This is a genomic window from Gammaproteobacteria bacterium, from assembly GCA_041395445.1.
Taxonomy (GTDB): domain Bacteria; phylum Pseudomonadota; class Gammaproteobacteria; order Xanthomonadales; family Marinicellaceae; genus NORP309.
Genome location: JAWLAO010000001.1, coordinates 416,311 through 436,598 on the forward strand (window position 1 = coordinate 416,311; position 20,288 = coordinate 436,598).

Genomic DNA, 20,288 nt, shown 5'->3' on the forward strand with positions numbered 1-20,288 from the left:
TGTTTTATTCAATATTTTTCATCAACCCGGAGGCCAGGTCATCTGACGTCCTGCCAAAAAATGCAAGTGAATATGAAACACCGTTTGTTGACCATTTTCGTTACAGTTCATTATCACTCGGTAACCATTTTCATCCTCACCAATTTGTTTGGCATAATCACGGGCCGCCAGATACAAATCACCAACTAAATGTTTTTGTTCATCCGCTAAATCATTAATGGTTGGTATTCTTGTTTTGGGTATAAACAGCACATGAACCGGTGCTTGTGGATTGATATCTTTGAAACCCAGCACGCTATCATTTTCAAATACAATTTCTGCGGGAATTTCACGATTGATAATTTTGTCGAATATAGTTTCTGTTGTCATAAGGTTTCTCTACTCCCGAATGCATGAGCAATGGTGCTTGCATCCACATATTCCAACTCACCACCCAATGGCACACCATGTGCTAATCCGGTGGCTTTGATCTCTGCTTTGGCACACATTTGGGCAATGTATTGAGATGTTGTTTGCCCTTCTAAAGTCGAACTGGTCGCCAAAATGACTTCTTTTATCGGTTCATTGGATAATATATCTACCAGTTTCGGGAAACCCAATTCATTCGGTCCTAAGCCATCCAACGGACTGAGTTTTCCGTGCAAAACGAAGTATGTTCCGGAATAATCAGTCGATTGCTCAATCTGCATTAAATCTGCCGGAGTTTCCACAACACAAAGTTGTTCGGCGTTGCGTTTGCCACTGGAACAAATGCGACAAAGTTCGTTTTCGGTTAAGGTTCTGCATCTTTTACATTCACCGATATTCTCACACGCTTGTTTGAGGATTTCAGCCAGTTTTAATGCACCGTCTTTGTTTTTTTGTAATAAATTAAAACAGATTCTCTGAGCGGATTTAGGACCCACTCCGGGAAGAATCTGAAAAGCATTCATTAATTGAGAAAGCAAAGACATCTATTTAACTTTAAAACGGCATTTTAAAACCAGGAGGAAGTTGCATTCCGCCCATCATATCAGCCATTGAATTTTGCTGTTCCTGAACAATTTTGTTTTGTGCGTCATTAAATGCGGCAACAATTAAATCTTCCATCATTTCCATATCGCCATCGAGCATATCATAGTCAATTTCTATCCCCTTGACCTGACTTTTACCATTCATGGTAATTTTAACAATTCCCGCTCCGGCCTGTCCGACAACGGTTTTGTTTGCCATTTCTTCCTGTTGTTTCTGCATTTGCTCCTGCATTTTCTGAGCCTGTTGCATGAGATTTCCGAGTTGTCCTTTCATTGTTTTTTTATACCTCTAAAAAGTTTTTACCTTGTTTAATCTGAATCACTTCCGCATCAAAATTTTCCTGCATATGTTTGACAAAAGGGTTGTTCTCAACCTCGTTAATCACATTTTGCACGTTCTTTTCTTCTTTTTTGATTTCGACCTTGGCAATCGTATCAAATGATTCGGTACTTTGCTGTATTTTCACACCGATTCCATCAACTGAGATTGCTGCGATTGCATCTTTTAAATCATTTACAGCTTTATTGCTCATTAAGTTATGGGCAACTTCTTCAATCATCAATATCAATGTGTTGTTATGTGATGAAATTTTTGCATTTCTGGCCAGTTCTCTGGTCATTCCTTTAATTGGTAAATTTGAAAGTATTTCTGCCCAATTGTCGTTGTTGAAATCTGTCAAGGTGTATTTTCCGAGATTTTCAGATATTTGATTATCTTCTAAGTGAACTTCAGATTGATTTGATGGAATTGTCGAAGAACTAGTCTCTACTTTTGATGGATTGGTTAAGTTTGACTCAATAGCTCGTTTTTTTGCCGTGCCGGAATCCGGAGAACCAATTTTAAAAGCAAACATGCGGATAATCGTCATCTCAAACCCGGTTTTGCTATCCGGTGCCAGTTTGATTAAATCCTGCCCTTTACTGACTATTTCATAATATAATTGAACTTGTTCCGGATTGGTTTTTGATAACAATACTTGCAGATTGTTTCTGTCGAATCTTGAGTTTTCCACATACGAGTTCAAAATCTGTACCAGTGATAATTCGTGCAATAACAACGCCATATCATGCAGAAAACGTGAATAATCCGGTGAAAATTCATGCAATTGTTTGAGTTTGTCAGACACCATGGATTGATTGCCATCAATCACACATTCAAGCAATTCAACCACACTATTCTGATGAATTGTCCCCAGCATGAGTTGTACATCTTTGTCGGTTATCTGACCGGCTCCAAATGCCAGTGCTTGATCCAGTAAACTCAAGCCATCACGCATAGAACCGTCTGCTGCTCTGGCAATTTGTTCCAGAGCCGGTTTTTCATACGAGATATTTTGCAAATCCAGTAACTTGGCTAAATGATTGCTGATTTGAGATAAATTCAGACGTTTTAGATTAAATTGCAAACATCTTGATAAAACCGTCACCGGAAGTTTTTCAGGTTCGGTTGTTGCCAATAAAAATTTGACATGTTCAGGCGGCTCTTCGAGAGTTTTCAGCAAAGCATTAAAACTGCTTCGTGAAAACATGTGAACCTCATCAATCAAATAGATTTTGTAACGACCATAAGTTGGCGCATATTGAACATTCTCCAGAAGCTCCCGAGTGTCATCAACTCCGGTTCTCGAAGCTGCATCGACTTCAATTAAATCCACAAATTTGCCTTCGTTGATTTCACGGCAGGCATTACAAACTCCACAAGGTGAACCCGTCACCCCTTTTTCACAATTGAGGGCTTTTGCGAGAATTCGGGCAATTGTGGTTTTACCAACGCCTCGGGTACCGGTGAATAAAAAAGCATGATGCAGACGATTATGCTCTAAACCATTGATCAGCGCTTGAGCCACATGTTCCTGACCCACAAGTTCGCTGAAATCTTTAGGTCTGAATTGCCTCGCCAGTACCTGATAACTCATAAAAACTTATCCTTGAGAAATTTATCTAATAAAACGGTCATCATATCACAAACAATTTTATCATTTAATAAATTTTAAGAATTTAAAAAAGCCTGTTAGTCGCTAATCAGTTTTATCAAAAAGCCATATTCTTCAGCGACTTCCTTATATTGTTGATAGCGACCTGAAGTGCCTCCGTGACCGGCATCCATATTTGTCCGTAACAACAAGAGATTATTGTCAGTTTTCATCTCCCTTAACTTGGCAACCCACTTTGCCGGTTCCCAGTACTGCACTTGTGTATCATTCAAACCGGTTGTTACCAACATATTGGGATAGTTCTGTTTTTTGACATTATCATAGGGCGAATACGACATCATATAATCGTAAAATTCTTTGACTTTGGGATTCCCCCACTCGTCAAATTCACCGGTTGTCAGCGGAATATCTTCATCCAGCATTGTAGTTATTACGTCAACAAATGGTACTTGGGCAATAATACCCTTATAAAGCATGCCATCTGTATTCGCAATGACGCCCATAAGCAAACCACCTGCTGAACCACCGACTGCAAAGACGTTATTTTTATCGCCGTAGTCTTTTTCTAATAAACCTTTGGTAACATCAACGAAATCAGTAAAAGTATTTTTCTTTTTCAAAAGTTTACCATCTTCGTACCATTGTCTGCCCTTGGCTTGCGAGCCCCGAACATGGGCAATGGCATAAATAAAACCACGGTTGAGCAATGAAATTCGTGAATAAGAAAAAGTTGGATCAACAGAGCTTCCATAAGAGCCATAACCATATACCAATAACGGACGCAGACCTAATGGAATGGCTGATTTTTTATAGACCAAAGAGACCGGAACCATTTCTCCATCTCTGGCTTTGACTAATAGTTTTTCACTATGAAAATCATCCGGATTATATTCTGTTGCAATCTCATCGCGTTTCAGAATTTTTTGTTTCTCTGTTTGCATATCATATTCATAAACCGTAAATGGAATCGTCATTGATGCATAGCTGTAACGAAGCACATCGGTGTTTTGTTGTGGATTATAATCCAGCCACATAGTGTAGGTTTGCTCTTTGGATTGAATCAGCTTTGAACTTCCATCGCTTCTATTAATAACTTTGAGATGAAGAATCCCGTCATTGCGTTGCTCAAGAACAATGTAATTACTAAAAACATTCAAATCATAAATTAGAGTTTCTTTATCATGCGCTATGACTTCCTGCCACTTTTGTTTGTTGTTTGAATGTTCCAGTGATGTTTTCATCACTCGGAAATTCTGTGCTTGCCAATTTGTCAGAATATAAAACTCATTGTTAAACTCTTCAACTGAATATTCATGATTGCTTTCGCGAGGGTGAAACGACTTGAATTCTCCATTCGGTTTATTGGCATGCAGATACAATACTTCTGACGAAGTCGTGCTTCCTGCCATGATATACAAATAATTTCTCGAAGTGCTGTTTCCTATTCCCAAATAAAAACTATTGTCCTTTTCTTCATAAACCAGAACATCCTCTTCATTACTTCCTAATTTATGACGATATACTTGATACCCTAGCAAAGTTACCGGATGTTTTTTAATATAGAAGATGGTTTTATTATCCAGAGCCCAAACCACCTCGCCACTGGTATTCTCAATCTTATCTTTGTAAAGCGTTCCGGTATTTAAGTCCTTGAAGTACAGAGTGTATTGCAGGTCTCCTGATGTATCTTCGGAAAATGCTAAAATTTGATGATTCGGTGAAATCTCCTGATAGTTGGAATAATAGTAGGCTTGGTTTTCTGCTCGAAGATTCATATCCAGTATGATTTCTTCTTCGGCTGTCAATTCATGTTTTTTTCTGGCTAAAATTTCGTATTCGTTACCGGTATCATATCTGGAATAATACCAATAATCATCAATCTTTGAAGGAACCGTACTTTCTTTATGAGGCAAGCGAGCAATAATTTCGTGATAAATATTTTCAATCTCGGTTTTATGGGATGATAATTGAGCATCGGTGTATTTATTCTCAGCGCTCAAGTAATCCAGCACTTTTTTATCAGCACGGTCATCGTCTCTTAACCACTGGTAATTATCCACTCTGGACTCATTGTGGTATTGATGACTATGTTCCACTTTTTCTGCTTGTGGAACGATACTATTGTTAGGTTCAGATAGATTCATAACTGCAACTGAGTGATTTTGAAAAACAATAAAAATTAGAAAATAGACTTTTTTCATAATAAAGGGGAACGCCCAAATTTTAATTTGGTTTGAATAAATACTGCCTGTTTTTTGCCGTGAAAAAGAGTTACAATGAGAATTATTCTATTCAACCAACCAGTTTCTAACATGATTAAAAAAGCATTAATACTAATTATCCTGATTGTAACATGTAACCCGACTTTTGCCAGGGTGACAATTATTCATAATATCCAAGGTAATACAATTAATAATGGTAAACATGTCAGTTTTCAGGCAATTGCATTTGAGAATGACAAAATTTTGGAAGTGGGAGCCAGTAAAAACTTATTGGAAAAATACCAAGAAGCTGAATTGATTGATGGAAACAATAACTCGATTCTTCCCGGGCTTAACGATGCGCACGGGCATGTTCTCGCACTAGGAAACCTTAAGAATGAAGTTGATTTAATGGGTGTAACCTCTCTTGAGGAATCGTTAGAAATCATTCAAAAATTTATTGATGAGCACCCTAATAATTCATGGATTCTTGGACGTGGTTGGAATCAGGCTCTTTGGGAAGAAAACAAATTTCCAACATTCAAAGATTTAGACAAACTCAAAACTGACAAGCCAATCTGGCTCAGACGAGTTGACGGTCATGCCGGTTGGGCCAACTCTAAAGCAATGGAAATTGCACAAAGCGGAAATCACTTAAAAGATATGCCGGGTGGCGAAATCATCGTTGATGCCAATGGAATCCAAACAGGAATATTTGTAGATACAGCGATGGGCATTATTGGAAAGCATCTTGAAAATGAAAGTCAGGAGCAAGTAACAACCATTATTCACGAAGCTCTCAACTATCTTGCCTCACTTGGATTGACTTCAGTTGATGATGCCGGAGTTGACTGGACAGAATATGATTCCTATATCACTCTTTCAGAACAGCGCAAACTACCAATTCGTGTTAATGTCATGCTGGCATCCGGCTCGTCCCTGCTGGATAAAATGATTGATAATGGCCCGGTTCACAGCAAAGATGGTTATTTACAAGTTCATGCCATTAAGTTTATGGGAGATGGCGCATTGGGTTCCAGAGGTGCTGCGATGCTCGAACCTTACAGCGACAGACATGATACTTCGGGTAAGTTAGTGCAACCAAAAGACTTTTTAGAAAGTTTAATTTACAAGTATTCAGATAAAGGTTGGCAAGCCAATATTCACGCCATCGGTGATCGAGCAAACCGTGTTGCGATTGAAGTCTTATCCAATGAAAAAGCCAATACCAAACAAAACAGAAACCGTATCGAACACGCACAAATTATCGAATTTGAAGACTTAAAGAAACTGAAAGAGTTCGACATTATTGCCTCCATGCAACCCACTCATGCGACATCTGATATGAACATGGCTGAAGATCGAGTTGGTCGCGAAAGACTCAGAGGAGCTTATGCCTGGCAAACCCTTTGGAAAAAAGGAGTGATTATCGCATCGGGATCTGATTTCCCTGTCGAACTTGCCAATCCTTTTTATGGTCTTCATGCAGCAGTCACTCGCCAAGACCGAAACAATCAACCGAAAGATGGTTGGATACCAATTGAAAATCTATCCGTTGCTCAAGCATTGGCGTCATTCACAATTAATGCCGCTTACGCCAACCGCAAAGATCAGGTTCAAGGAAGTCTTGAATCCGGAAAATACGCCGATTTTATTCTGGTTGATCAAAATATTTTCGAAATTCCCAAACAGGAAATCTGGAAAACGAATGTTTTGCAGACTTGGGTTGGTGGTAAAAAAGTCTATGACAATGGAGTTGTAAATTAAATTTATGAGTAGAAAAACCCAACAACATATTTGGTTAGTTTTATTCCTGATTCAATGTAGCATCACATTTGCTAAACCGACAATTATTCACAATATAAAGGGGTATAGCCTCTCTCAAGATTCCAAAATTCAATTTCAAGCCATCGCTTTTGAAAATGATATGATTTTGAAAACCGGAAATTACGATCAACTCATTCAAATGTTTCCTGACAGCAAAGTCATAGATGGGCAAGGGAAGACAATGCTACCGGCTTTACAGGACGCAATGGTGCATTTACAAAGACCGATTCAAAACGAATTAATGTTGGATTTAAGCCAAACAAAATCCAAACAAGAAGTTTTGGATACTATAAAAAAACATGCTGAAGAATATCCGGATGACGAGTGGATTAAAGGTTATGGATGGGATTACACTCAATGGAAGAATAAAACTCTTCCCTCATCAAAGGATTTGGATGATTTGGAAGTCAAAAAAAACATCTATTTGTTGAGTAAAGATTATCGAGTTGTTTGGTTGGGCAAATTCGCAATAAACAAAACACGCATAAGAACTCTGAGAGACAGCCCGTATGATGGTTTGATACTCGTGGATGAACAAAAGAAACACACCGGTATCTATGTAGATTCAGCAATCAATTATATTGAAGATAATCTTCAGGTTAACCGTCCTCAAGAGTTTTATCATTCAATGCTTGAGTCGCTGAATAAAATTGCATCAAATGGTCTGGGTACAATTGTGGAGTCAGAAATTGAGTTTAAACCTCTGAATATTATCAAATCCTTTTTACGACAAAATAAGCTACCAGTTAGAGTCAATTCAAACATCCTGTATTCAGACCATAAGTTTAAATGGTCGATGAAGTATACTCCCTACCATGATGAGCAAATGTTTCTTCATACCCATGATATTAAATACATTTTGAAAGACCGTTTTCTCGCTGAAGGTTACAACCTGCCTCTCCGCCCGGATAACAATCACGATATCATTGTTAAAATGATTGAAGACAATCTGGACAATAACTGGCAAGCATCATTTCAAGTTAACAATGAAAAAGAATTAGCAAATGCTTTAAATATTTTAAATAATATTGAAATTGGTGACAGAAATATTCGCAACAAACTGGAATTCTCAAAAACATTCACCACAAAACAATTTCCCAAACAAAAGAACCCGTTGGTTCTAGCAATGCAACCGGAAATGATTTTGAAAGCACTCAAAACAAATCAGTCAGGAAAACTTTCAGGGTGGCAAAATTTACAAAACAAAAATATCAAACTGGTTGCCGGGTCAAACTATCCCTATTCAGACTCCATCAATCCGTTTGCAGGATTACACAAATTGGTAAATCCTCCTCAATCATCAGAAAAGTTGTCAAGAGTCCAAGCTCTTTCGCTTTATACGTTGAATTCAGCTTATGCGAACCGACAGGAAAATTATTTGGGCAACCTTGAAGCTGACAAATTAGCTGACTTTATCCTCATAGATAATGATTACTTTGAAGTCAAATCATCCGAAATCAAGAACATCAAAGTCTTAGAAACATGGGTCGGAGGAAGAAAGGTATTTGATTCATCCGAAGGAACTAACCCTACTCTTGAAAAATAATCTAAAGATACTATATTAATGTTGTCGGTTGCCGATTGGGACTGACAATTAGAAACCTGAACTCATTGAGTTAGGTATATTATTAAATATTGCTTCATAGGAGAATATTATGAATTTAGATTTAACACCATTATTTCGCACATCCGTAGGTTTTGACCGCATGGCTCAACTTATGAATCAGGCTCACCGTATGGATCAGGCAAATGTCTCTTATCCGCCTTACAATATAGAGAGTCTGGATGAAAATCAATATCAAATCACTTTGGCACTGGCGGGATTCACAGAGAATGATATCGAAATCACCAGTGAACAAAACACCCTTGTCATTCGTGGAAAAGTTCAAAATGATGTTGAACGTAAGTTCCTTCACAGAGGAATTGCAACACGCTCTTTTGAAAGAAAATTCCAGTTAGCTGATCATGTCAGAGTGACAACAGCAACCATGGAAAATGGATTGTTGCATGTTCAGTTGGTTAAGGAAATCCCCGAAGCCATGAAACCCAGAACCATTGAAATCAATGGCAACAATAAAGCATTGGAATCAAGCAAAGAAACTGACAGTTCAGAGACAAAGGTAAAAGTTGTTAAAAATCACGTTGCTTAATTAGCTAAACCATTAATAATTGAACAAAAAGCCGGTGTTAATTTTACACTGGCTTTTTTATTGATATCTTTTGTGTAAAGTTTGAACTCGATTGATATAGTTCTCAGTCTCTTTATAAGGTGGAACTGTATTTCCAAATTTCTTAACGGCTCCCTCACCTGCGTTATAAGCCGCTAAAGACAACTTTAAATTATTGTTGTAAGTATTTAGCAAATGTTTCAGATACGCTACTCCGGCATTAATATTTTGTTGGGCATTAAAAGGATCATTAACAGAATATATTTTCTGTGTTGAGGGCATTAATTGCATGAGCCCCTGCGCCCCTGCACTGGATTGCGCATCCGCTTTAAAACTAGACTCCGCATGGATTACCGCTTTAATCAATGCTGCATCAATGGACCATTTTTTGGCAGCTTCAAGAATCTCTTTTTCATATTTACCGGTAATCAGAGGAGTTGTTTTCCAATTAACACTGTTTTTCCAGCTGCATTCCGGGCAACGAATATTAAGTATCTTATAGTTTTTCACATTCGGTTTTCTGGATGAATAATGAATCACGCCTTTGCTATCAATGTGTTTATAAACTTTCATTGATTTGGCACTTACAGAACCGGCAACAGATATTAATAAAATTGTTAAAAACATGACTTTCATGGCGATTCATTTTAATAGATATTTCCGCGAATTGAATTTTTATGCTTGAAATATATCTAAATAAACAAGAAAATAAACCGTTTTTGGAATCAAAAATCAATATATGAACATCTTTAGACACATACTTCCGGCTTGCATCATCATAATAGTTGCAACTCACTCATACGCCAAAAAAGAAGAAGTCGACGAAGTTCAAGAAGTGCAAAAATTATTAGGTAAGGCCTACGAGCTCAACTATGTTGATGCAGCTCCGGTCGAAATCAGCTTCATCGAGAAAAAGATTATTCAGGCAAAAGAATTTAAAGAAAAGCGCAAAAAAAGAGACTTTAGCCAGATCATTGCTGAAATTAAAGCTGACTTGAAAATTGTTAAAAAACGATATGAAATCAATCAATTGCAAAAGCAACTCTCGCAATTAAAACAAAGTAATATTGAATCACAAAGGATTCTGGACGACTTACAAGGACAATTACAATGAAGTTTAATAGTCATTTGATTTTATTAGTATCTGCTTTCTTTTACACATCGAACTTACTGGCAGGAAAGCAATCAACAGAACTGGATTACGCCAGCCTTGAAAAAGACTATTACAACCTTGTTGATAATCAAACTTATAAGCCTTTTGCCAAAAAAGAAAAACAAATAGCTAAAACCAGCGTTGAAGATCTCATCAACAATAAAGTCAAACGCAAGGAAAGAGAAATGGCTTTGTATATGGCAAAACACAATATCGCTTATGCCCGACTGATCGCAGAAGAGCAATGGTTACAAAGCCAAATTGAACAAGAAGAAGAAACAGCACATAACCTTGAGGTGGATATTTCTAAAACTGAGGCAGAAATTGCTCGCCATGATGCCGAACTCGCTCGTTTAATGCTAATAGCCCAGCAAGAAGAAGCTAAACGGGCTTACGATCGAGCCAATGAAGCAGAGAAACTGGCTGAACAAAGTCAAAAAGAAGCCGACCTTGCCAAACAACAAACTGAAGCCGCAAAAAGATACGCTGAGGCTCAGGCTGAAGAAGCTGACCTTGCCAAGCAAGAAGCAGAGCTGGCATTGGAGGAACTGGAATCTCTTAAACGTAAACTCAATTCTATTGCCTCCAAACAAACTGACAAAGGATTGGTTATGACTTTGGGAGATTTTGTTTTTGATTCCGGCAAATCATCCATTAAACAACAAGCCATTGATAATTTTTCCAAAGTTGTTGAGTTTATAAACACTCATCCGGACAAAAAAGTTCGTATCGAAGGGCATACCGATAGTAGTGGTTCTGCCAAACTCAATTTAAGACTATCACAGGAACGTGCCGAAGCTGTTAAGGCTTTACTGATTAAAAATAGAATCGAAGCCAAACAACTGGAAGCTGTTGGGATGGGAGAGGATTTTCCGGTTGCTGAAAACACAACTGAAGACGGTAAAGCAAAAAACCGACGCGTAGAAATAATCATTCTGCAATAAGTCATCATAAATATTTAAGGGGAAATCATGAGAATTGTAAACTCAGTACTTGAGCTGATTGGCAACACGCCAATGCTCAAAGTTCATCAATTGGACACGGGATTATGTGAGTTGTATCTGAAACTGGAAAACCAAAATCCGGGTGGATCAATCAAAGACCGTATTGGCTTATCCATGATTGAAGCCGCTGAAAAACGCGGTGACATAAAACCCGGAGACACATTAGTTGAAGGAACAGCGGGAAATACCGGAATTGGACTGGCATTGGTTGCAGCACAGAAAGGTTACAAGTTGATTCTGGTGATTCCCGATAAAATGAGCAAGGAAAAAATATTCAACCTCAAAGCTATGGGAGCAGAAATTGTTCTGACTCGATCCGATGTTGCCAAAGGTCATCCACAATATTACCAAGACCTTGCAAAAACCATCGCTGATGAAACCCCCAATGCATATTTTATTAATCAATTTGGAAACCCTGATAATCCGGCAGCTCATGTTTGCACAACTGGACCTGAACTTATGGAACAAATGAACAACAACATAGATGCCATCGTTTTTGGTGTTGGATCGAGCGGAACCATGTCCGGATTGACACAATATTTCAAAGAAAACGCACCCAATATCGAGATGATTCTCGCAGACCCTGTTGGAAGCATTTTGGCAGAATATATCAATGAAAAGAATCTTTCGGATAAGAGCGGCAGTTGGAAAGTGGAAGGAATTGGTGAAGATTTCCTACCGAGCATTTCTGATTTCTCTTTAGTCACCAAAGCCTATGCTGTATCCGACAAAGAAAGTTTTGAATCAGGACGTGAATTACTCGCAAAAGAAGGAATTTTGGGTGGCTCATCAACTGGAACCATCATGACAGCAGCTTTAAAATACTGTCGTGAACAAACCGAGAAAAAACGGGTTGTTGCACTGGTACCGGATACCGGCAATAAGTATTTATCGAAAATGTATAATGATTACTGGATGATGGATAATGGATTCATTGAAATTCCACAATACGGAGATTTACGCGACTTAATCACTCGCCCTTATCAGACCAACGATTTAATCGTAATGAGACCTAATGAGACACTCAGCACTGTTTATCAACGCATGAAATTATACGATGTCTCGCAACTACCAGTGATTGACGGTGATGATATTGTTGGTATCATCGACGAGTCCGATGTCATGATGTACGTCTATGACAACAATTCAAAATTTGAAGATCCGGTTAAATCAGCTATGACAACCAATCTGGAATTTATGTCAGTAACCAGTCCTTTGGCAAAATTATTACCAATCTTTGACCAAGGGAAAGTCGCAATAGTCAAAGATAAAGATGATAAATTTATAGGTCTGATTACACGAATTGACCTGTTGAACTACCTCAGAAGAAGAGATCAAAACCAATGAGCAAAAAATTAGAAAAAAAATATTCCGGATTGCAAACTCGTGCCATTCACGCCGGACAAGAAGTGTGTGAAGTCACCGGTGCCATCATGCCACCGATTTATGCAACATCAACTTATGTGCAATCCTCTCCCGGAGTTCACCAAGGTTTTGAGTATTCAAGAACACACAACCCAACTCGTTTTGCTTACGAACGAGCCGTTGCCAATCTGGAAAATGGTTGTAATGGTTTTGCATTCGGTTCAGGTATGGCAGCTACATCCACAATTCTTGAACTGATAGATTCCGGCTCTCACATCATTTGTATGGATGATTTGTATGGTGGAACCAATCGTCTGTTCAATCGGGTTCGTAAACGCTCTTCAGGGTTAGAATTTACATTTACTGATTTGACAGTTGAAGGAAATATGGAAGCTGCATTGCGAGACAACACCAAAATGATTTGGATAGAGTCTCCAACAAACCCAATGCTGAAATTGGTTGACTTACAAAAAGTCGCTGATTTCGCTAAAAAACATGATTTAATTGCTGTTGCAGATAATACATTTGCATCACCTTACTTACAAAATCCTTTGGATTTTGGTTTCGACATTGTTATGCATTCTGCAACAAAATACATCAATGGACATTCAGACATGGTTGGAGGAGTTGCAGTTGTAAAAACACCAGAAATGGCAGAACGCATGGCATTTCTGCAAAATTCTGTTGGAGCCGTTCAAGGGCCATTTGACAGCTATCTGGCACTTCGTGGTTTAAAAACCCTCCCACTTCGGATGAAAGCCACCTGTGAAAATGCCCTTAAACTCGCTCAATGGTTAGAAACGGACTCAAGAATTGAAAAAGTCATTTATCCAGGACTATCATCACATCCTCAACACCAATTAGCAAAAAAACAAATGCGTGGTTTTGGCGGAATTGTCACTATTCTGGTCAAAGGCGGAATCGATGAAACTCGTGCCATGCTAGAGAAATGCAGCATATTTGCACTCGCAGAATCACTCGGCGGAATCGAAAGTTTGGTCAATCATCCGGCAATAATGACACATGCATCAATCCCATACGAAGAACGCCAAAAAATTGGTATTTACGACAACCTCGTGCGTTTGTCTGTCGGTATCGAAGACTATGAAGACCTGAAAGCTGATTTGGATTTTGCTTTGGGTTAATAACTACGATAGTGTTATCCAGATATTATTCTCCAAGGAGATGAATGCCAGTTTATTAAAATTATTTTAGAAGTGGTATCGTTGATGAATGAAACAGAACTGAATCAATTTACTCTTTCAATTGAATGTTTGAAACTTGCTCTGAGGCTTTCTCATGCAATAAATAATGAAACAATTGATCTTAATATATTAAAAAAAGATATAGGATTGACAATCCAAATGGCCCGATAATTCCGCATGAATATGAATTATCAAAAAGCGACTTGTACCAAGATGCACAAAACCTACAAGTTTCAGCATTAGGTACATGTATACTATTTTTAGATAAAACACTTGAAAGTTTTGTTAAGAAAAACCCATCCAGCGAAGTCAATTTTGATAAAATAAGAAGTATTATTTTTCAACTAAGAAATGCCTATGCACATAACCCTCTTAGACCCACATGGTACTGTTGGACAAAGTATTTAAGAAAATATAAAATAGAGTTGAGCAATAAATCAATTTTGATTGACTTATCTACATTAAATGGTCAGGAATTTGATATCAATCAAATAGGTGGCTTTGGAAATTTGTTTAGTATGATTGAAGAGTGTAAGAATTTTATCGCAAAAAACCCGAAACTTGACAGAAATAATTAGTATGAGTTTTTGGGTGTTTATTTACTTAATGCTCGCACAGAATCTTGATTTAACTACCAATTGATGTATTAAATTGTTCCCGAATTTATCAAAGTGATTTTTTGCGGTGGAAGTATGAAAAGGCTCCTGCCTTTTCACCTTTCAGGCTGCCATTCTGGCATTCAAAAGTGCTATCCTGCACTTTTAGTCGAACCGTCACTTCGTGAAGTTCAACTCCAGACTCATTAAATTAAAAAAGCAGCCATTGGCTGCTTTTTTAATTTGGTGGAGGCGGGGGGAGTCGAACCCCCGTCCGCCAGTCCTCCATTTGAGGATCTACATGCTTAGCTTTGTCTTTTAGTCTCGTCGTGCCAACTCCGACAATCAGGATTTGGTTTGACCAGTTCAGATAATTTTAACCCGAGACCGTCCAAACACCGGTTCAAGCGATCTTGCTAATCGACCCTTGTTCTGAAACCGCAAGCTGAATCAGAAAAGGGCTAGCTATTAAGCAGCTAGAGCGTAGTTATCGTCGTTTGCAACTATAACATTTGAAACATTTTTTACGAGGCTAGCTTCATCCTCGGCATGCACCTACAAACTTTGTAACTCACGTCGAAACCAATGACGCCCCCAAGTTCGTAAGAAGTGACTGTTTCAAAAACAGCACATGATTGGACATTTTATGCCTTAATTAGTTCAATTCAAAGCTCTTTAGGATATTTAAAGAGCTTTGTTTTCTTGCGCCAACTATTTTTTGCCAAGCATTCTTTTTAATGTAGCGTCTTTAGCAATGAAATGATGTTTCAAACTGGCTGCAATATGCAGTAAAATCGCAATTCCCATAATAATCATGAGATATCCATGAGCATCATGTCCTAACTTCGCCATATCTTTATTGAGAGGAACCGCTTTTCCATCAACAATGTTGGGAGCAAGCAATTCAAATCCAAAAACATTCAATCCATGCCCTGCTGCACCAGACATCATCATTCCTGAAATTGGGAACAATAAAGTACCAATCAATAACACCCAGAGTACTGCTTTGGATGCGAATTTTTCCATTGAATTCATATCAGCAACATATTCAGGAAAACCTCTGATTAAACGTCTGATAACTCGATAGAGAATGAATACAAACAATATAATTCCTATTGATTTATGGATTGGATATAAACTACGCAGCTTAAACTCATCCATGCTATAGCCAACAATAATCATCGCAATTATTGCGAGACCTATAAACCAATGAAGAAAAATGGTTGTTTTAGTTAGAGATTTATCTGAGTTCATATTCGCTCCTGTTTATTAATATTTATGAGTATTATAACAAATGATTTTAATCCCCTGCAATGGTCATTTCTTCTATTAACCATGAGCCGGTTTGAGTTTTACTGCGTTTATCCACATCGTTGGCAACCAATACCAGATTATTGTACATATCTTTGAGATTTCCGGCAATGGTTAATTCTGAAACCGGAAATTGAATCTCACCATTTTCAACCCAATATCCCGATGCACCGCGTGAGTAATCTCCAGTCACTGTGTTAATGCCCTGCCCCATAACGCTGGTGACAAATAGTCCGGTTCCCATTTTCCTCAAAGCCGCTTGTAAGTCATCTTTTCCGGTCTTAACAAACAAATTATGAGCACCACCTGCATTTCCGGTGGCTTGCATATTGAGTCTTCGAGCGGAATAAACTGAAAGCAGAAAACCTTTTAAAACTCCTTTGTCAATCAATTGACGTTGTCGGGTGGCTACACCATTGCTGTCAAAGTTTCGTGATGCCATGCCTTGTTTGACAAACGGATCTTCGTTGATTTCGAACCAATCCGGAAAGATTTGCTTATCCAAATCATCTTTTAAAAAGCTGGCTTCCTGATACAAACTACTGCCTGAAATTGCCGATAACATGTGCCCTACCAAGCCCTGGGCAACAGGAGCTTCAAATAATACCGGTGCTTTGGTGGATTTCACTTTCTGCGCACCAATCCTCGATAAAGTTCGTTCGGCGGCTTTCCTGCCTAATTCTTCCGCATTCATCATTTGGTAAAAATCACAAGAAGCATCCCACCAATAATCTCGCTCCATATTGCCGTCTTTTTCAGCAATGGCAACCACACTAATTGAAGAATTTGTTCCTTGCTTATGACCGATAAAACCATTGGAATTGGCATAAATAGAACTTCCCTCACCGATTGAAACATTCGATTCATCAACAACCAAACCCCTGCTCTCCAAGGCAGCTGATTCAGCTTGCTTTGCCATTTCAATCAATTCATCGGCTGTCACATCAGCAGGATGATAAGTATCTAACTCTTTAAAGTTATCAGGATTCGCTAACAACTCAGTCTCAGCAAGTCCGGCATATTCGTCTTCTTCTGTCAATTTCGAGATTTCAATCGCTTTCTTAATGGTTAAATCGATACTTTCCTTATCCAAAACAGCCGTCGAAGCCGAACCTTTGGCTTTACCACTATAAACGGTGATAATTAATGAGCTGTCATTGGAATTTTCAATGGTATCCACATCATGATTGCGGACGCTGACAGCTAAACCGCTTCCCTGTGAATAAACAACTTCCGCCTGAGTTGCCCCGTTTTTCTTTACTGTTTGTAAAATATTTGTAACAATCTGTTTGGTTTTATCTATATTCATATTTTTATCTGATGGTTAATCAAACTGACGAACCGGAATTCGAAAGCAAAACTCAAAGAAAGCATTATGCACATTCTATGGTCGATTTGGCACATAAATTGGCAGAAATGAAACATTCTTTACTGATTGAATTACCAATTAACGAACAAATTATCAATGCCATTGTTGAATCTAAAAAGATCACCAGTCATATTGCTCGTAAGCGCCATTTTCAATATCTGGGTAAATTATTATTGAAAGACAATCACGAGGAGATTGTCGATGCCATTGAGTCCAAAGAGAAAGAAAAAGAAGCCGGATTGCTTCGTCAGCCATTAATCAATTTATGGCTGGAAAAGACACTCGAAGACATGGAAATCATCAATGAATTGTATCCCACACACGATAACGCTGATATTCAAACATTACGCCAACTGGCTCGTTCTGCTAGTAAAGAGAGTGCCAATTCCAAGAAGAACCGTAGAAAACTTTTTGAACATCTGCGTATGATGGATCTACAACACGCTTTACCAATGATTTAATCATTTAAGGACTTTTTGCCAAAAACCAACATTATACCAGCGGTTAAATTTATATCCGGCATCTTTAAATTCACCAACTTTCTCAAAACCCAGAGACTCATGGAGTCTAACACTGGATGGATTGGGTAAAGTTAAGCAAGCAACTAGAAGTCGGAAATTCTTTTCTCTTAATTGTTCAATCAATTCTTGATAAAGAATTTTTCCTAAACCTCTATACTTGTGTTTTGGGTTGAGATAAATCGTTGTTTCCGCAGACTTGTCATAGGCATTTTTCTCCCGCCAGCGGGAAGCATAAGCAAAACCAATGACTTCATTACCCTCTTCCATCACAATGTAAGGATAAACTTTTGTTATTTCAGCAATCTTCTCCGAAATTTCAGAAATTGAGTATGTGTTAATCTGAAAAGTGCAACTGTCATTCCTTACATAGTGATTTAGAATTTCAACAACTTGTGGAATATCAGAATTCAGAACATTACGAATAATCATTTTTTTGATTGGTTTATACAAAAACTAAGAATAATTAAAAAAACACTTGATTTACCAGAATATTTTTCTTATTTCTCATTATAAATTCCATATATGGAAAATGTGAATACAATAATTCATTTGCACAATTTTATTACTCATATTAACTCCAATAAACATGTTACCAAGCAATAAATATAATTTTAAAAATAACATAATTGGTGGTTTTACTGCTGCGGTTATCGCTTTGCCATTAGGTCTGGCTTTTGGTGTTGCCAGTGGTATGGGAGCCTCTGCCGGAATCAACGGTGCGATTATTTTAGGGTTTATTGCAGCACTGTTTAGTGGAACACCCACTCAAATATCGGGACCAACCGGACCAATGACAGTGATTATAGCATCGACAATCATTACATTGCATAATGATATTCGCTTAATCGCTACGACTATTATTCTTGCCGGTATTTTTCAAATTGTATTCGGCATTTCCCGTATTGGACAGTTTGTTAAGTATATTCCATATCCGGTCGTTTCCGGTTTTATGAGTGGAATCGGAGTAATAATAATTGTTTTACAGATAAATCCTTTTTTCGGAGTGCCCAGTGAAGCCTCGGTGATACAAATATTTTCCTCTCTGGCTCAAAATATAGCTAACATTAATTGGGATTCGGCAGGAATTTCAATTGCAACTTTGTTGATAATGTTTTTTACACCTCGCAAGATTGCACAAATAATTCCATCGCCCTTGATCGCTTTGTTCTGTCTTACTCCGCTTTCTATTTATCTGGGTTTGGATGTACAAACCATCGGTGAGATCCCTCAAAAGTTACCCGATATAATTACTCCTGCTATTTCACTTGAGAGTTATCAGCAAATTATAGTTCTTGGCTTTACGTTAGCAGTATTGGGAAGCATTGATACATTATTGACATCAGTAGTCGCAGATTCTATCACTCACACCAAACACAAACCGAATAAAGAACTAATCGCACAAGGCTTGGGTAATAGTGTTTGCGGTTTATTTGGAGCCGTTCCCGGTGCCGGAGCAACCATGCGGACAGTTATCAATATTAAAAGCGGAGGAACCAATAAAATATCAGGTATCACACACAGTGTCGTTATTTTTCTTGTGGTTGTGTTTTTTACACCGATTGCGGAGAAAATTCCAATGGCATTACTGGCAGGAATTCTGATTAAAGTCGGAATCGACATTATTGATTACAGATTCATCCGTGTTTGGAAAAGCAGTCCGGGCCATGATTTAGCAGTTATGCTGGTTGTGTTTTTTGTCACTGTATTTATAGATTTAATAACAGCTGTGGGCGTAGGCATAATTCTTTCTTCCCTGCTCATTGTTTACAGAATCACTCGAGAAACTCAAATTACCTTGGTTAATGAACCATTGAATTCATTATCAGATGATTTAGGTTCATCAACTCGAATTTTGAGTATCAATGGTGTGTTCTTTTTCGGCTCAAGTATTGCATTTGAAAGAAACGTCAATGAAACTTTAGATATTAAACGTTTCGTAATTGATATTTCCAATATCCCCTTCATGGATTTAACTGCAATATTTACCCTTAAAGATATCATCCTAAGACTCAAGGAATCGAATATTGATATCATAATTGTTGCAAAAAAACGCGAAAAAATACAACTCCTGAAATTCAACAAAACCGGTGTATTTGATGATATCCGCTTCCTTGAGAATATTCAGCAGCTTTGAAAATCAATACTCCACTTTTTCCATGCTATTTTTCCACAATTCAAAAGCCTCAATGGCCTCTTCGGGAAGTAGCTGTGTCATTTTCAGGTTGCGTTGAGTGAGCGGCAAATCCAACTCGTCATAAATAAACTGGTCATCAAAGTTGATTTTAGCAGCATCTTTTTTAGTGTTACCGTAATAAACAGCTTTGGGTCTGGACCAATAAATAGCCCCCAAACACATAGGGCACGGTTCGCACGAGGTGTAGATTTCGCAATCATCCAATTGAAATGTGCCTAAGATCTGGCAGGCATTTCTGATGGCTTCGACTTCGGCGTGAGCTGTGGGATCATTTTTATTAGTTACAGAGTTTGCACCAGTTGCAATGATTTCCCCATTTCTTACAATCACAGCTCCGAATGGTCCGCCGGTGTTGTTTTTGACATTCGCAATCGAAAGCTCTATGGCTTTACGCATAAATTTTTCATTCATAAGTATTTGTTATAAT

At 38.1% G+C, this 20,288-nt stretch carries 20 protein-coding genes and 1 other RNA gene; 10 read left to right on the forward strand and 11 right to left on the reverse strand.

Translation table 11 applies throughout. The features are described 5' to 3' along the window. Positions 1–21: 21 nt before the first annotated feature. The 5 genes from R3F25_01885 to R3F25_01905 all read right to left on the reverse strand — a co-directional run bounded on the left by R3F25_01885 (position 22) and on the right by R3F25_01905 (position 5,091). On the reverse strand, positions 22–369 hold the full coding sequence (locus R3F25_01885; GenBank protein MEZ5495574.1) for a histidine triad nucleotide-binding protein: 348 nt from the start codon (positions 367–369) through the stop codon (positions 22–24). Continuing rightward, positions 366–953, reverse strand: coding sequence for a recombination mediator RecR (recR, locus tag R3F25_01890; protein ID MEZ5495575.1), 588 nt, complete (start codon positions 951–953; stop codon positions 366–368). Before recR ends, R3F25_01885 begins: the two co-directional genes overlap by 4 nt. Before the next feature lie 10 nt (positions 954–963). Beyond that, positions 964–1,287, reverse strand: a complete 324-nt coding sequence (locus R3F25_01895) for a YbaB/EbfC family nucleoid-associated protein (GenBank protein ID MEZ5495576.1) — start codon at positions 1,285–1,287, stop codon at positions 964–966. 7 nt (positions 1,288–1,294) lie between these two features. Further along, a complete protein-coding gene (gene dnaX, locus R3F25_01900; protein MEZ5495577.1) occupies positions 1,295–2,929 on the reverse strand; it encodes a DNA polymerase III subunit gamma/tau in 1,635 nt (544 codons plus the stop codon). Positions 2,930–3,024: 95 nt separating this feature from the next. After that, positions 3,025–5,091, reverse strand: a complete 2,067-nt coding sequence (locus R3F25_01905) for a S9 family peptidase (GenBank protein ID MEZ5495578.1) — start codon at positions 5,089–5,091, stop codon at positions 3,025–3,027. 168 nt (positions 5,092–5,259) lie between these two features. On the opposite strand from R3F25_01905, the gene R3F25_01910 reads away from it, so the two are divergent. The 3 genes from R3F25_01910 to R3F25_01920 all read left to right on the forward strand — a co-directional run bounded on the left by R3F25_01910 (position 5,260) and on the right by R3F25_01920 (position 9,125). After that, positions 5,260–6,915: an amidohydrolase gene (locus R3F25_01910; protein MEZ5495579.1), complete on the forward strand. Its 1,656-nt coding sequence runs from the start codon at positions 5,260–5,262 to the stop codon at positions 6,913–6,915. A gap of 4 nt (positions 6,916–6,919) precedes the next feature. After that, on the forward strand, positions 6,920–8,521 hold the full coding sequence (locus tag R3F25_01915) for an amidohydrolase family protein (protein MEZ5495580.1): 1,602 nt from the start codon (positions 6,920–6,922) through the stop codon (positions 8,519–8,521). Between the two features lie 109 nt (positions 8,522–8,630). After that, the gene (locus R3F25_01920; GenBank protein ID MEZ5495581.1) at positions 8,631–9,125 is read left to right on the forward strand and encodes an Hsp20 family protein; all 495 of its coding nucleotides are present in this window, start codon (positions 8,631–8,633) and stop codon (positions 9,123–9,125) included. A 57-nt stretch (positions 9,126–9,182) separates the two neighbouring features. Here the strand turns inward: R3F25_01920 and R3F25_01925 are convergent, their stop codons facing one another. Further along, positions 9,183–9,770 (reverse strand): lytic transglycosylase domain-containing protein, encoded by a 588-nt coding sequence (locus tag R3F25_01925; protein MEZ5495582.1) that lies wholly within the window; start codon positions 9,768–9,770, stop codon positions 9,183–9,185. Between the two features lie 112 nt (positions 9,771–9,882). On the opposite strand from R3F25_01925, the gene R3F25_01930 reads away from it, so the two are divergent. The 5 genes from R3F25_01930 to R3F25_01950 all read left to right on the forward strand — a co-directional run bounded on the left by R3F25_01930 (position 9,883) and on the right by R3F25_01950 (position 14,448). After that, a complete protein-coding gene (locus tag R3F25_01930; protein ID MEZ5495583.1) occupies positions 9,883–10,257 on the forward strand; it encodes a hypothetical protein in 375 nt (124 codons plus the stop codon). Beyond that, positions 10,254–11,240 carry an OmpA family protein gene (locus R3F25_01935; protein MEZ5495584.1) on the forward strand — a complete coding sequence of 329 codons (987 nt, stop codon included), beginning with the start codon at positions 10,254–10,256 and terminating at the stop codon, positions 11,238–11,240. Before R3F25_01930 ends, R3F25_01935 begins: the two co-directional genes overlap by 4 nt. A gap of 27 nt (positions 11,241–11,267) precedes the next feature. Beyond that, positions 11,268–12,647, forward strand: a complete 1,380-nt coding sequence (locus R3F25_01940; protein ID MEZ5495585.1) for a pyridoxal-phosphate dependent enzyme — start codon at positions 11,268–11,270, stop codon at positions 12,645–12,647. Further along, a complete protein-coding gene (locus R3F25_01945; protein MEZ5495586.1) occupies positions 12,644–13,810 on the forward strand; it encodes a PLP-dependent aspartate aminotransferase family protein in 1,167 nt (388 codons plus the stop codon). The genes R3F25_01940 and R3F25_01945 overlap by 4 nt, the downstream gene beginning before the upstream one ends. Positions 13,811–14,073: 263 nt before the next feature. Then, entirely contained in the window at positions 14,074–14,448 is a 375-nt protein-coding gene (locus tag R3F25_01950) for a hypothetical protein (protein MEZ5495587.1), read from the forward strand. A 262-nt stretch (positions 14,449–14,710) separates the two neighbouring features. On the opposite strand, the gene ssrA is transcribed toward R3F25_01950, so the two are convergent. From ssrA to pmbA, 3 genes are all read right to left on the reverse strand, one after another. Continuing rightward, positions 14,711–15,062: a transfer-messenger RNA gene (gene ssrA, locus R3F25_01955) on the reverse strand. 115 nt (positions 15,063–15,177) lie between these two features. Beyond that, on the reverse strand, positions 15,178–15,720 hold the full coding sequence (locus tag R3F25_01960; GenBank protein ID MEZ5495588.1) for a cytochrome b: 543 nt from the start codon (positions 15,718–15,720) through the stop codon (positions 15,178–15,180). Positions 15,721–15,766: 46 nt separating this feature from the next. Continuing rightward, a complete protein-coding gene (pmbA, locus tag R3F25_01965) occupies positions 15,767–17,086 on the reverse strand; it encodes a metalloprotease PmbA (protein MEZ5495589.1) in 1,320 nt (439 codons plus the stop codon). An 11-nt stretch (positions 17,087–17,097) separates the two neighbouring features. Between pmbA and yjgA the strand changes: the two genes are divergently transcribed. Then, positions 17,098–17,607, forward strand: coding sequence for a ribosome biogenesis factor YjgA (gene yjgA, locus R3F25_01970; protein ID MEZ5495590.1), 510 nt, complete (start codon positions 17,098–17,100; stop codon positions 17,605–17,607). Here yjgA and R3F25_01975 read toward each other — a convergent pair whose 3' ends face one another. Beyond that, positions 17,608–18,096: an N-acetyltransferase family protein gene (locus R3F25_01975; protein MEZ5495591.1), complete on the reverse strand. Its 489-nt coding sequence runs from the start codon at positions 18,094–18,096 to the stop codon at positions 17,608–17,610. It lies immediately after the preceding gene. Between the two features lie 157 nt (positions 18,097–18,253). On the opposite strand from R3F25_01975, the gene R3F25_01980 reads away from it, so the two are divergent. Then, entirely contained in the window at positions 18,254–19,801 is a 1,548-nt protein-coding gene (locus tag R3F25_01980) for a SulP family inorganic anion transporter (protein ID MEZ5495592.1), read from the forward strand. Between the two features lie 3 nt (positions 19,802–19,804). On the opposite strand, the gene R3F25_01985 is transcribed toward R3F25_01980, so the two are convergent. Next, positions 19,805–20,272, reverse strand: coding sequence for a nucleoside deaminase (locus R3F25_01985; GenBank protein MEZ5495593.1), 468 nt, complete (start codon positions 20,270–20,272; stop codon positions 19,805–19,807). Between the last annotated feature and the right edge of the window lie 16 nt (positions 20,273–20,288).